Raw genomic sequence first — 12,008 nt, 5'->3', positions numbered from 1 at the left:
GCTGTGGCCAAACCGCCGGACCCTTTCCATGCGTTCGTCGCCGACCTGTTCGCGCCACTCGGGCCGGTCACCATCCGCCGGATGTTCGGCGGCGCGGGTGTGTTTCAGCAAGGTGTGATGTTTGGTCTGCTATCTGATGACATTGTCTATCTGAAGGCCGACCCGGCGCTGCGGGCTGAACTCGTCGCTGAAGGTGGGGAGGCTTTTGTCTGGAAGCGGCCAAGTGACGGCCGCCTGACGGATCTCGGCTATGTCAGCCTGCCGTCTGCGGCCATGGACGATGCAGAGGCAGCCAGCGAATGGGGACGCCGGGCTTTGGCTGTGGCACTTGCGAAGGCAAAGAAGCAGGCAGGGAAGCGTCAGGGTCTGTAGCGGGCGCCGTATCGGCGCAGCTCGGTCCGCACCGCGTCACCGCGAATATGCAGCACATAGAGCCGATCAAATTCGCTCGATTCGTTAATTTCCGTGCCGGGATCTCCGCCCAGCTCTTCTACCAGTGGGGGAGTGGTGTTGGAGTGGCCGACAACCAGAAATGTGCCCCTCTGCGCCGTCAGCTGACGCGCGAAGGCGGGCAGGTCAGACGCATCATATATCTCGACAGGCAGGCCGAGGGCCGCCGCCAGCGGCGCCGCTGTCTGGCGTGTTCGGGCGGTGTCTGTGGAATAGATGTGCGTGATTCCGGCCTGTTGCAGCGTCAGCGCCAGGTCTTCAGCCCGGGCCCGCCCTTCCTCCGTCAGCGAGGGATCGTCGCCCGTCTGCTTTTCCGCGTGGCGGACAAGATAGATCACCGTTTCCGGCGGGGGCGGCGAAGACATGCAGGCGGCTGATACAAGGGCGGCCACCGTCAGGCCCGCAAAGGCGCGCCGCGAAACCCTCATGCGACCTGGGGGCGGGCCAACGGCTCATCAAGGGAGAAGGCATAGGCGCTGGAGCCATGCATGCGCAGGTGCTGCAGCCGGTCCCATCCGTCGCTCATGGTGAAACGCTCCTCACGCGGAGCCCACCACATGACGAATCCGGGGCCCTGGCTGCGGTCGAGCTGCGATTGCAGGCGGCGCATGCCGGCCGGGTGCGTCTTGCCGGAATAGACGAAGCGCCGCATTTCCTCGAGCGACGTCCAGCCCGCCATGGTGCAGACATCGGGCACGCCCAGTTCTTCCGCATAGGGGAAGGCCTGATAGAGGTCGCGCCAGTTGCCACTGGGCTCGCGCACGCCATGGCGATGCCAGTGAAGGCCTTCGAAGGAGTCCGCGTCGCTGAAAATCCGGGGCAGGATCGACAGGAAAACGCGCACGAACTCATTTTCGAACGTAAACGCCCCTTTCGGGCGCGCGCAGTTGAAATGAATCAGCCTGTAATCCATGCAGGTAACCGTCCCCCGGCCCAACCATATAGTCGCCGGGAAAATGTCACGGATGCCTTACTCCAGTGTTAACCCGAGCAAGATTCCTGCAATCTGTAGATGATTATTTGCCTTTGAAGACCGCTTTTCGCTTGCCAAGGAAGGCCTTAACGCCTTCGGCAAAATCTTCAGACCGGCCAGCGGTGCGCTGGGACAGGCGTTCTGCCCGGAGGGCGCCTTCAAAATCACCGTCACAGGCCGACCAGATCAGCTTCCGTGTCATGGCGAGCGCCATGGTCGGGCCTTCGCTCAGCTGTTTGGCCAGTTGCTTGGCCGTGTCCATCAGCGCGTCGTCTTCGACCACGCGGTTGACCAGGCCCCATGACATGGCCTGTTCCGCAGGAATTTTTTCGCCGAGCAGGGCCATTTCCATGGCGCGAACCCGTCCGATCGTGCGGGCGAGCAGGTAGGTCGAGCCGCCATCGGGCACGAGGCCGATGCGGCGGAAAGCCTGCAGGAAATAGCCGCTCTTGGCGCAGATCACGAGATCGCCGATCAGGCCGAGGGCGCAACCGACACCGGCTGCGGCGCCGTTAACAGCCGTGATGACCGGATGCGGGTGGTCCTGAATGGCCAGAATCAGCGGGTTATAGTGGGTTTCCAGGGCGCGGCCGGCATCGGGCATGGAGCCCGGATGGCTCAGCGCTGTGCCGCTGCCCGGGTTGGCGCCGAGATTGGCGCCCGAGCAGAAGCCGCGGCCTTTACCGGTCAGGATGGTGCAGCGGGCTTCGCGCGCGGCCGTTTCAAAGGCGTGCAACAGCTCCTGTGCGGTATCGATGCCGCAGGCGTTCATGGTGGACGCATCGTCGAAGCTGATGATGGCCGTATCGCCGTCCAGTTCGTAGGAAATCTTTGAATAGGCCATCTTGGTTTCTCTCCCGGAAGTTTGTGTCGGCAATCTAGTAAGTTTGCCCGCCTTGTGAACGCCTCACGCAAGGGCAATGCATTTTGCTTTGTTAAGTGCTGAACGCGAGCTACACTATTCACTTACAGATATGGCTATGGGAGATTCTGGAATGGCACTCGACAGCGCAACCGGCAGCGGCATGAGCTCCATCCTTTCGCGGCAAAAGGCGGCAAACCTGCGTGACGGCATACCGTCAGCGGCGAAAAGGATCGAATGGATCGACAAGTCCATCGACCTCCTGATCACCCATGGGGACGCGTTCAACGAGGCCATGTGCGAGGATTTCGGCCATCGTTCCAAGGACCAGTCAGCCTTCACCGACATCGCTTCGTCGATCGCCGCCCTGAAGTTTGCCAAGAAGCACATTCACAAGTGGATGCAGCCGGACAAGCGCGGCGTCGAGTTTCCGCTCAACCTGCTCGGCTCCAAGGCCCAGATCCAGTACCAGCCAAAAGGCGTGATCGGCGTCATCAGCCCGTGGAACTTCCCGGTCAACCTGACCTTCACACCGCTTGCGGGCGTCTTTGCGGCGGGCAATCGCTGCATGATCAAGCCGTCGGAATTCACCGAGGCGACGTCGGAACTGATGAAGTCCGTCATTGCGCAATATTACGACGAAGAAGAAATGGCCGTGATTACCGGTGGCCCGGAAGTCGGCGCAGAGTTTACGAAACTGCCCTTCGACCATATCCTCTTCACCGGTGCGACCTCCGTTGCCAAGCATGTCATGCGCGCGGCGGCGGACAATCTTGTTCCGCTCACGTTGGAGCTGGGCGGCAAGAGCCCGGTCATTCTCGGCCGCTCCGCCGACATGCAGAAAGCCGCCAACCGCATCATGGCCGGCAAGACGCTGAACGCCGGGCAGATCTGCCTCGCGCCGGACTATGCTTTCGTGCCCAAGGAAAAGACCGCCGAGTTCACCGCCGCGGCCACCAGCGCCGTCGAGAAAATGTTTCCGTCCGGACTGAAGGACAATGACGACTACACGTCGATCGTGAACCAGCGTCACTATGATCGCATCATGTCCTATATCGAGGACGCGCGCGCCAAGGGCGCCGAAGTGATCGAGATCAATCCGACCGGAGACAATTTCTCGCAACAGCCGCACCACAAGATCGCGCCGCATATCATCGTCGACCCGACGGATGACATGACCGTGATGCAGGATGAAATCTTCGGCCCGATCCTGCCGATCAAGTCCTATGGCGAGACGCGCGATGCGATTGCCTATATCAACGCCCACGACCGCCCGCTGGGGCTCTATTATTTCGGCGAGGATTCGGCTGAGCGCGATACTGTGCTGAACAACACGACTTCGGGCGGCGTAACGGTCAATGATGTGCTCTTCCATGTGGCGCAGGAAGACCTGCCCTTCGGCGGCGTCGGCCCTTCCGGCATGGGCAGTTATCACGGCCGTGAAGGCTTTTACGAGTTCAGCCACCGCAAGTCGGTCTACACGCAGACCGGCAGCGAAATGCTGGCCATGATCCGTCCCCCATATGGCGATGCCTTCCGTAAACAGGTCAAGGGACGCCTGAAACGCTGACGTGTCGGACATTCTTAACTCCAGTCGTTCTATACTGATGAATGGAGACGGAGGCGAAGCCATGCTGAGTTCGCTTGAAAGCTTTAAGTCTGTTGTGCTCGACCAGCTGGGCGAGGGCGTCATCGTGGCCGATACCGATGGGCGCATCATCAGCGTCAACAGGGCGGCGGAAGAAATTCACGGCCGGTCGCTGATCGGCGGCGCGCCAGAGTCGTATTCCGATGATTATCAGCTGCTGACAATGAATGACGCGCCCCATCCGCCGGAGGAGCTGCCGCTGGCGCGTGCTGTATTGCGCGGCGAGGATGTTGTCGACGCCGCGTGGAAGATCCGCAGGCCCGACGGCACGGTCGTCATCGCAGTGGGCACGGCGCGGCCCGTGCGGAATTCCGAAGGGGTGCAGATCGGCTCGGTCCTTACGCTCCGTGACGAGACTTCTCGCGTCAATGCGGAGCAGGCATTACTCCAGGCGCTCGAGATGAAGGAGCTTCTCCTGTTCGAGGTCAATCACCGCGTTCGCAACAGCCTGCAGATCGTGGCCTCGCTTGTGGCCCTTCCCATGAAGCGCATCGATGACGACATTGCGCGCGAAACCCTGTCCCTCACGCGGCAGCGCATCGAGGTGATCACGGCAACCCATCGCAGCCTGTACGAGCTCGGCACGCATGACCATGTCGACTGCGCAGCGCTTCTTCCTGATCTTTGTACGGCCGTTGTCCAGACCTATTCGGTCAATGATCACATTCAGCTGAAGTGTGAGACGGCCGGCGCAATCGTGCTACCGGTCAGCAAGGCCGTATCTGTGTGTCTCGCCGTGACGGAACTTGTGACAAATGCCTGCAAGTATGCCTTCGCCGGACGCGACCGGGGCACAATACGTGTCCTGCTTGAGAGCGATGGGGACATTGTACGCATCGAAGTCGAAGATGACGGTGTGGGCATGCCTGACCGCGACCCACGTGCCAAACAGGGGGGGATCGGGACAATCCTCGTGGATTCCCTGACGCAATCGGTTGGGGCACGGGTCATGGTCGATACAGGGGCCGAGGGCACGAAATACGTGATCACGTTCACGCGGCCACCGGCGGAACATGATTTCTCGTCGGCCCTGATCGCAAAACGGCGCAAGGCAGCCTCGTAAGGCTGCTGCGCCGTCTGGAAAATCCTAGCGTTTCAGGAAGGCGGGTACGTCGTCGCCGAAGCCTTTGACGCGCTCCGGTGCCGGGGCGAGGATAAGGTCATCATCCTTGCGCTTCTGGTCGCGCGGTGGACGTCCACCCCGTGAGCCGCGCTCGGAACGGGCCGGCTTTTCAGCAGTCTCCGCTTTTTCCTTCGCCTCGACCTTTTCGGACTTGTCGGCTTTCGGGGCACGCTCGCGTTTCGGCTTTTCAGCGCGCTCGGGCTTCTCGGCACGTTCCGGCTTTTCGGCTACGTCCGCCCTCGGAGCGTCTTCTGCCTGTGCGGCTTCTTCTTTGGCTTCGACCTTCGGCGCATCGTCGCCGGACGACCGCCGCGAACGGCCGCGCTCTGGGCGATCACCACGCCCACGGCTGCTGCTTCCGCTGCTGCGGCTGCTGCCACCACTGCGTCCGCCACGGCTGGAGCGTTCTTCCGGCGGCAGGTTTTCAAGCTCTTCGAGCAGGCCTTCGGGCATGTATTCCTCGACGTCCTGCTGGATCATCTTGAGCACGAAGCCCCAGGATTTTTCATCGGCAGGCGAGACAACCGTGAAGCTCTTACCGCTCCGGCCGGCACGACCCGTACGACCGATCCGGTGGACATAGTCCTCGTCTTTCGGCGGCGGCGAATAGTTGAACACGTGGTCGACGTCCGGAATGTCGAGACCACGGGCCGCCACGTCGGAAGCGACCAGCAGTTTCAGGTCGCCATCGCGGAAGCGCTGGAGCACTTCAGTGCGGAAGGCCTGCGGCAAGTCGCCGTGGATGGCGGCAGCGTCATGGCCATGCTTCTGCAGCGAGGCCGCAACGATATCGACCTCAACCTTGCGATTGCAGAATACGATACCGTTTTTCACATCACACGACTCAATCACGCGGCGCAGCGCGGTGCGCTTGGCCTTGGCGTCATTGCTCGGAATATGGACGACATGCTGCGTGATCGTCTTGGCGGCGTCCGTCGGGCGCGCAACCTCAATCTTGACCGGGTTGATCTGGAAGCTCTTCGCAAGCCGCTGGATGTCGGTCGGGAAAGTAGCCGAGAAGAGCAGCGTCTGGCGCTTCGGCGGCAGCTTGGCGACGATTTTCTCGATGTCCGGGATGAAGCCCATGTCGAGCATGCGGTCGGCTTCATCAATGATGAGATAGTCGACGCCCATCAGCAGCAGCTTGCCGCGCTCGAACTGGTCCATCAGGCGGCCCGGCGTCGCGATCAGCACGTCAACGCCGCGCTGGAGCAGGCCTTCCTGTTCCTTGAAGCTCACGCCGCCGATCAGCAGCGCCATGGTGAGCTTGAGATATTTGCCGTATTTCTCGAAATTCTCGGCCACCTGGGCGGCGAGTTCGCGCGTCGGGCAGAGAATCAGGCAGCGCGGCATGCGCGCCCGGGCCCGGCCGCGTGCGAGGCGGTGGATCATCGGCAGCACGAAAGCGGCCGTCTTGCCGGTGCCGGTCTGGGCAATGCCCGTCACGTCGCCGCCGGAAAGAATGTGGGGGATGGCTTCCATCTGGATCGGCGTGGGGGTTGTGTACCCAGCTTCTTCTACAGCTTTCAGCACGTTCGGCCCGAGGCCGAGATCTGCAAATGTTACGTCGTTCAAAGTGTTTCCAGTCCAAGGATTGTTGATAATACCCGACGCTGCCCGAATGGCAGCTTTGCCGGGCGAATCCTGAGCCCGGAGCGTCTGTTGCGGTGCACATAATGCAAAAACGCCCGCCAGTACAGGCGGGCGTCTCAGTTTCCGTAAATTCACGGAATGGGTGACGTCTGATTAACCGAGGTTCTTGTTGGCAAAATCCCAGTTGATCAGGTTGTTGATGAACGCATCCATGTAGTTCGGACGGCTGTTCTGGTAGTCGAGGTAATAGGCGTGTTCCCAGACATCCATGGTAAGGATTGGCGTCGCACCGGCTTCCGTTACCGGTGTTTCAGCGTTCGGCGTCTTGGTGATGGCCAGCTTGCCATCCTTCAGCACCAGCCAGGCCCAGCCTGAACCGAACTGGCCGCCACCGGCTGCCTTGAAGTCCTTCACGAACTGGTCATAGCCGCCGAGATCGCTCTCGATCTTGTCGGCAATCTTGCCGGTCGGCTTGCCGCCGCCGTTTGGTTTCATCGAGTGCCAGTAGAACGTATGGTTCCACACTTGGGCGGCATTGTTGAAAAGGCCGGCCTTGGATTTGTCGGCGGCAGCTGCCTTGATGATTTCTTCGAGCGACTTGCCCTCGAGATCGGTGCCTTCAATCATCTTGTTGAGATTGTCGACATAGGCCTGATGGTGCTTGCCGTGGTGGTAATTGAGGGTCTCCTCGGAGATGTGAGGTGCGAGGTCTCCGCGTCCATAAGGGAGGTCGGGAAGGGAAAAAGCCATGAGATCGTCCTTTCTTGCATAACATTGACTGGTGTATCAGCGCGTCTTCCCACATATGGGTTCCATGTCAAACGAGACTAGCCCCCTGAGCAAAACACAATGGAAGGCGATTGACGCCCGCGTGAAGCGCGTGGACGAAGATCGCTGGATATCCAGTCGTTTCGCCCCCGAAATATACCGCAACGCCCTGATAGCACTTTATGCGCTGGCTTACGAGTTGGCCCGCGTCCGGCTGGCCGTGACGGAAGATACGCTGGGTGCCATCCGTTTCCAGTGGTGGCGCGATGCCCTCTCGGAAATCGAGGCCGAGCAGACCCCGCGTGCCCATGATGTCTGCCTCGCCCTCTATGAGGAAGTTGCCTGCCAGCGTCTCAAGGTCGGCGCCCTGCAGAAGCTGGTCGATGGCTACCAGGCCGCTTTCGAGGCCGAGGACCGCGCGCGGGAGCCTGAGGCATGGCTCGCCGCCGTCGCCGCCAGCGTGCTCGCCGGCGCGCATGGCTGGGGTACGGAGATACAGGAAGTCGCACCTGCCTATGCCGCGACCCGCCGCAGCGAGACCAAGGCCTTCGGCCCGCACGTCGCCCCGGCGCCCAAGCCCATCCGCCCGGCCATCGCCCATTTCCGCCTGCGCAAGTTCTATTCCGAAGGCCGCGACCCGAACCCGGTTACCAAACGCCTCAGCATCATGAAGGCGATGAATACGGGCCAGGTCTGACGCTCTGCCTCCTGAATAAGTCTGGAACTGGTGCGGACTTTGCGCGCTTCTCCTGACAAGGCAGGAGAAATACATGAAATATGGAACTATCGCATCCGCTGCGCTCGTCATGGCGCTCGGCGCAACACTGGGCGCCTGTAACAGCAACGAGCCAGCTCCCATCGAGACAGGCTTTGGCCCGTCGCCCGACCTGCCCAAACCCACGGACAAGCTCCTCCCCACAGTCAATGTTGCCACGGCCAAGGCCTGGACGGGCGATTCCAGGCCGACCCCTGCTGCTGGCCTCGCCGTCAACCAGTTCGCGGCTGATCTCGACCATCCCCGCTGGCTCTACCAGCTGCCGAATGGCGACGTGCTCGTCGCTGAAACCAATGGCCCGCCACGCCCTGAAGATGGCGACGGCATTCGCGGCTTCTTCATGAAGCGCGTGATGAAAAAGGCCGGCGCCGGCGTGCCCAGCGCCAACCGCATTTCCCTCCTGCGAGATGCAGATGGCGACGGCGTGGCTGAGACCCACACGACCTATCTCAGCGGCCTCAACTCGCCCTTCGGCATGACGCTTGTCGGCGACACGCTCTACATCGCCGATACGGACGCCATCGTGACCGTGCCCTATGTCGAAGGCGAAACCACGACCACGGCCACGCCGGAACAATTCTTTGCGCTCCCGGCCGGAGAGATAAATCACCACTGGACCAAGAACGTTGTCGCCAGCCCTGACGGCACCAAGCTCTACGCCTCTGTCGGCTCCAACAGCAATGTCGCAGAAAACGGTATCGAGGCCGAAGAAGGCCGGGCCGCCATCTGGGAAATCGACATTGCCTCCCGCGAAGGCCGCGTTTTTGCCAAGGGCCTGCGCAATCCCGTCGGCATGGACATTGATCCCGCAACCGGCACGCTCTTTACCGTCGTCAACGAGCGCGATGAACTCGGCAACAATCTGGTTCCGGATTATCTCACGTCCGTGAAGGACGGCGCCTTCTATGGCTGGCCCTACAGCTATTACGGCCAGACCGTCGACACGCGCGTAGAGCCGCAAAAGCCGGATCTCGTCGCCAGCGCCATCGCGCCAGACTATGCCCTCGGCTCGCATACGGCCTCGCTCGGGCTCGACCTTACCAGCGGATCGACCGGCGCCATGGCCACGCATTTCGGTGAGGGCGCTTTCATCGGCCAGCATGGCTCTTGGAACCGCAAGCCGCGCAGCGGCTACAAGGTCATCTTCGTGCCGTTCGCCAATGGCATGCCGTCAGGCGAGCCGACAACCGTGCTTGATGATTTCATGACCGATGACACCGCCCATGGCCGTCCCGTCGGCGTCCTGCTCGACCAATCCGGCAGCCTCCTCGTCGCTGACGATGTCGGCAACCGCATCTGGCGTGTCACCGCGCAATAAGGCCTAACGCCGCGCGCCTTCAATCAGCGCGCGGCCATCAAGGCTCGGCGACCGGAACCCGCCATCATGCGCAAACGGCATCGCCGTGCCTGACCGCAAGGCCTCCAGCACGGCGGCGAAATCCGTCTCGCAGCGAAACCCGAGGTCCCGCTCGATGCGCGAGGCGTCATAGACGCGCCCGATCTGCTGCGGCAGGCGCCATCCCCGGCTTGCATAGAGGTCTGCGGCGTCCGGGAAGTGCTGCCGGATGACCGCCGCCGCATCGCGCTTCAAGGCCGCACAGTCCGACCGCGCAAACGGGCTCAGTGCGGACACGATATAGAGCCCAAAGCCAACATCCGCTGCCTTCTCCAGCGCCACAAGATGCGCCCGCGCCGTATCCTCGACCGTCAGCCGGCGGTGCAGGAATTCATTGGCTTTCAAATTTTCCGGCGGCGGATCCGACAATGTGTCGTCATCTTCCGGAAAGAAGCGCGACGTGCGCAGGACGATGCAATTCAGCCCGGTCTCCAGCGCGAACTGCCGGCAAAGCCCCTCAGCGGCCAGTTTCGTCACGCCATAGATATTGCGCGGCGCCAGCGGCCCGTGATCCTCGTCCAGCCACACCGCCTTAGGCGATGCCTCGTCACGGATGGCCTGCGAGATCATCAGCGACGTGGTCGACGTCATCACGAACCGGTCGTGCCCGGCCGCTACCGCCGCCTCGAGCAGGTTCAGCGTGCCTGTCACATTCGTGTCGATGAAGGCCTGACGCGGAAAGCGCGCAATGTCCGGCTTGTGCAGCGCGCCTGCATGGATGACCGCTTCAATGCCGTGATCCGCGAATGTGCGGTCGATCAGAGCCCGGTCCGCGACCGTGCCGATCACGTGCGTGAAAGGCCCCGGCGCCACATCCAGCCCCAAAACGCTATGGTCTGAGGCCTCCAAGAGCGGCGCAAGGTGGCGCCCCAGCCAGCCCGTCGATCCGGTGAGCAGAAGTTTCAAAGGCCTGCTCCCGGACTGTCTCTATTCCGCTGGCACCAGCTCGGCTTCGCCGGCCAGCCACGCATCCACATCCTGCAGCGCGCGCACGGCCTGGGCCATCTTCTTGGCCCGGCCCTTGTCCTTGCCGCGCAGCCGTTTGCCGTCCGGTCCGACCTTGGAATAGTCGGTAATGTCCGGGAACAGGCCGAAATTGACGTTCATAGGCTGGAACGTCTGCTTGCCCTGCAAGTGGCCGCCCGTGATGTGCAGCACCAGCGAGCCGAGTGCCGTGGTCGGCGGCGGCGGGGGCAGGGTGCGGCCGAGGCGCTCGGCGGCTGCAAAGCGTCCGGCGAGCAGGCCTATGGCCGCGCTCTCGACATAGCCTTCAACGCCCGTCACCTGGCCCGCAAAGCGAAGGCGCGGCATGGATTTCATGCGCAGCTGCTCGTCCAGCAGTTTCGGTGAATTCAGGAACGTGTTGCGGTGGATGCCGCCAAGCCGCGCGAACTCGGCCTTCTCAAGGCCCGGGATCATGCGGAAGATTTCCGCCTGCGCGCCATGTTTCAGCTTGGTCTGGAAGCCCACCATGTTCCACAGCGTGCCAAGGGCATTGTCCTGGCGCAGCTGCACAACGGCATGTGATTTCACAGTCGGGTCATGCGGATTGGTCAGGCCCACCGGCTTCATCGGTCCGAAACGCAGCGTCTCGCGCCCGCGCTCGGCCATCACTTCGATTGGCAGGCAGCCTTCGAAATAGGGCGTGTCCTTTTCCCAGTCCTTGAACTCGGTCTTCGGCGCGGCGATCAGCGCGTCGAGGAAGGCATTGTACTGGGCCTCGTCCATCGCGCAGTTGATATAGGCCGCCGTGTCGCCGCCAGGACCGGGCTTGTCATAGCGGCTCTGGCGCCAGGCCTTCGTCATGTCGACGGAGTCGAGATAGATGATCGGGGCGATGGCATCGAAGAAGGCGAGATCGCCTTCGCCCGTATGCGCATGGATGGCTTCGGCCAGCGCCTGAGACGTCAGCGGGCCGGTCGCGATGATCACGCTGTCCCAGTCTTCCGGCGGAATACCGGCGATTTCCTCACGCACGATGGTTACCAGCGGATGCGCTTCCAGCTTGGCGGTAATTGCCTCGGCAAAGCCCTCGCGGTCGACGGCCAGTGCACTGCCGGCGGGCACCTGATGGTCGGCCGCCGTGGTAATGATCAGGCCGCCGGCCCGGCGCATTTCCTCGTGCAGCACGCCCACGGCATTGGTCGTGTGGTCATCCGAACGGAAGGAATTGGAGCAGACCAGCTCGGCCAATTGGTCCGTCTGGTGGGCCTCTGTGCCCTTCACGCCCCGCATTTCGTGCAGGATCACGGGTACACCCGCGCTCGCTGCCTGCCATGCCGCTTCCGATCCGGCCATGCCGCCGCCGATAATATGGATAGGTTTGATGCTCATGGGTGGGACATGCGCAGGCCAGACCCGCGCGTCAAGATGGTGTTTGCCGCCCGGCGCCTTGCGGTGAGCGGCTCGAGACATAGGTG

General features: G+C 62.1%; 12 protein-coding genes. 5 read left to right on the top strand and 7 right to left on the bottom strand.

Translation table 11 applies throughout. The annotated features are described in order from the left end of the window. The first annotated feature begins 3 nt into the window (after window positions 1–3). On the top strand, window positions 4–372 hold the full coding sequence (locus HY30_RS04130; RefSeq protein ID WP_034737439.1) for a TfoX/Sxy family protein: 369 nt from the start codon (window positions 4–6) through the stop codon (window positions 370–372). On the opposite strand, the gene HY30_RS04125 is transcribed toward HY30_RS04130, so the two are convergent. From HY30_RS04125 to HY30_RS04115, 3 genes are all read right to left on the bottom strand, one after another. Then, the gene (locus tag HY30_RS04125; RefSeq protein ID WP_162176890.1) at window positions 360–815 is read right to left on the bottom strand and encodes a SixA phosphatase family protein; all 456 of its coding nucleotides are present in this window, start codon (window positions 813–815) and stop codon (window positions 360–362) included. The two genes, HY30_RS04130 and HY30_RS04125, sit on opposite strands and share 13 nt — an antisense overlap. A 59-nt stretch (window positions 816–874) precedes the next feature. Further along, window positions 875–1,363, bottom strand: a complete 489-nt coding sequence (locus HY30_RS04120; RefSeq protein ID WP_034737437.1) for a DUF3291 domain-containing protein — start codon at window positions 1,361–1,363, stop codon at window positions 875–877. Window positions 1,364–1,466: 103 nt separating this feature from the next. Further along, a complete protein-coding gene (locus HY30_RS04115; protein WP_034737436.1) occupies window positions 1,467–2,267 on the bottom strand; it encodes an enoyl-CoA hydratase/isomerase in 801 nt (266 codons plus the stop codon). A gap of 151 nt (window positions 2,268–2,418) precedes the next feature. Between HY30_RS04115 and HY30_RS04110 the strand changes: the two genes are divergently transcribed. Both HY30_RS04110 and HY30_RS19035 read left to right on the top strand, forming a co-directional pair. Then, window positions 2,419–3,855, top strand: coding sequence for a coniferyl aldehyde dehydrogenase (locus HY30_RS04110; RefSeq protein ID WP_034737435.1), 1,437 nt, complete (start codon window positions 2,419–2,421; stop codon window positions 3,853–3,855). Window positions 3,856–3,916: 61 nt separating this feature from the next. Then, the gene (locus HY30_RS19035) at window positions 3,917–4,996 is read left to right on the top strand and encodes a sensor histidine kinase (RefSeq protein WP_051614806.1); all 1,080 of its coding nucleotides are present in this window, start codon (window positions 3,917–3,919) and stop codon (window positions 4,994–4,996) included. Between the two features lie 24 nt (window positions 4,997–5,020). On the opposite strand, the gene HY30_RS04100 is transcribed toward HY30_RS19035, so the two are convergent. Next, on the bottom strand, window positions 5,021–6,631 hold the full coding sequence (locus HY30_RS04100; protein ID WP_034737434.1) for a DEAD/DEAH box helicase: 1,611 nt from the start codon (window positions 6,629–6,631) through the stop codon (window positions 5,021–5,023). Window positions 6,632–6,802: 171 nt separating this feature from the next. After that, on the bottom strand, window positions 6,803–7,399 hold the full coding sequence (locus HY30_RS04095; protein ID WP_034737432.1) for a superoxide dismutase: 597 nt from the start codon (window positions 7,397–7,399) through the stop codon (window positions 6,803–6,805). A gap of 64 nt (window positions 7,400–7,463) precedes the next feature. Here HY30_RS04095 and HY30_RS19030 point away from each other — a divergent pair, with 64 nt between their 5' ends. Both HY30_RS19030 and HY30_RS04085 read left to right on the top strand, forming a co-directional pair. Then, complete coding sequence (locus HY30_RS19030) at window positions 7,464–8,114, top strand: squalene/phytoene synthase family protein (RefSeq protein WP_162176889.1); 651 nt, start codon at window positions 7,464–7,466, stop codon at window positions 8,112–8,114. Between the two features lie 73 nt (window positions 8,115–8,187). Then, entirely contained in the window at window positions 8,188–9,510 is a 1,323-nt protein-coding gene (locus tag HY30_RS04085) for a PQQ-dependent sugar dehydrogenase (protein ID WP_034737430.1), read from the top strand. Between the two features lie 3 nt (window positions 9,511–9,513). Here HY30_RS04085 and HY30_RS04080 read toward each other — a convergent pair whose 3' ends face one another. Both HY30_RS04080 and trmFO read right to left on the bottom strand, forming a co-directional pair. After that, window positions 9,514–10,494 (bottom strand): NAD-dependent epimerase/dehydratase family protein, encoded by a 981-nt coding sequence (locus HY30_RS04080; protein ID WP_051614803.1) that lies wholly within the window; start codon window positions 10,492–10,494, stop codon window positions 9,514–9,516. Window positions 10,495–10,515: 21 nt separating this feature from the next. Further along, window positions 10,516–11,922 (bottom strand): methylenetetrahydrofolate--tRNA-(uracil(54)-C(5))-methyltransferase (FADH(2)-oxidizing) TrmFO, encoded by a 1,407-nt coding sequence (gene trmFO, locus HY30_RS04075; protein WP_034737428.1) that lies wholly within the window; start codon window positions 11,920–11,922, stop codon window positions 10,516–10,518. Window positions 11,923–12,008: the final 86 nt, after the last annotated feature.

The sequence above is a fragment of the Hyphomonas chukchiensis genome (genome assembly GCF_000682695.1).
Classification (GTDB): domain Bacteria; phylum Pseudomonadota; class Alphaproteobacteria; order Caulobacterales; family Hyphomonadaceae; genus Hyphomonas; species Hyphomonas chukchiensis.
Note: the sequence above shows the minus strand (reverse complement) of the source record. Positions and strands in the feature narration are given on the sequence as shown.

Excerpts from the sequence above, each read along its gene's own strand:
- HY30_RS04125 (WP_162176890.1), bottom strand. The coding sequence starts at position 815 with ATGTCTTCGCCGCCCCCGCCGGAAACGGTGATCTATCTTGTCCGCCAC.
- HY30_RS04120 (WP_034737437.1), bottom strand. The coding sequence starts at position 1,363 with ATGGATTACAGGCTGATTCATTTCAACTGCGCGCGCCCGAAAGGGGCG.
- HY30_RS04115 (WP_034737436.1), bottom strand. The coding sequence starts at position 2,267 with ATGGCCTATTCAAAGATTTCCTACGAACTGGACGGCGATACGGCCATC.
- HY30_RS04110 (WP_034737435.1), top strand. The coding sequence starts at position 2,419 with ATGGCACTCGACAGCGCAACCGGCAGCGGCATGAGCTCCATCCTTTCG.
- HY30_RS19035 (WP_051614806.1), top strand. The coding sequence starts at position 3,917 with ATGCTGAGTTCGCTTGAAAGCTTTAAGTCTGTTGTGCTCGACCAGCTG.
- HY30_RS04095 (WP_034737432.1), bottom strand. The coding sequence starts at position 7,399 with ATGGCTTTTTCCCTTCCCGACCTCCCTTATGGACGCGGAGACCTCGCA.
- HY30_RS19030 (WP_162176889.1), top strand. The coding sequence starts at position 7,464 with ATGTCAAACGAGACTAGCCCCCTGAGCAAAACACAATGGAAGGCGATT.
- HY30_RS04085 (WP_034737430.1), top strand. The coding sequence starts at position 8,188 with ATGAAATATGGAACTATCGCATCCGCTGCGCTCGTCATGGCGCTCGGC.
- trmFO (WP_034737428.1), bottom strand. The coding sequence starts at position 11,922 with ATGAGCATCAAACCTATCCATATTATCGGCGGCGGCATGGCCGGATCG.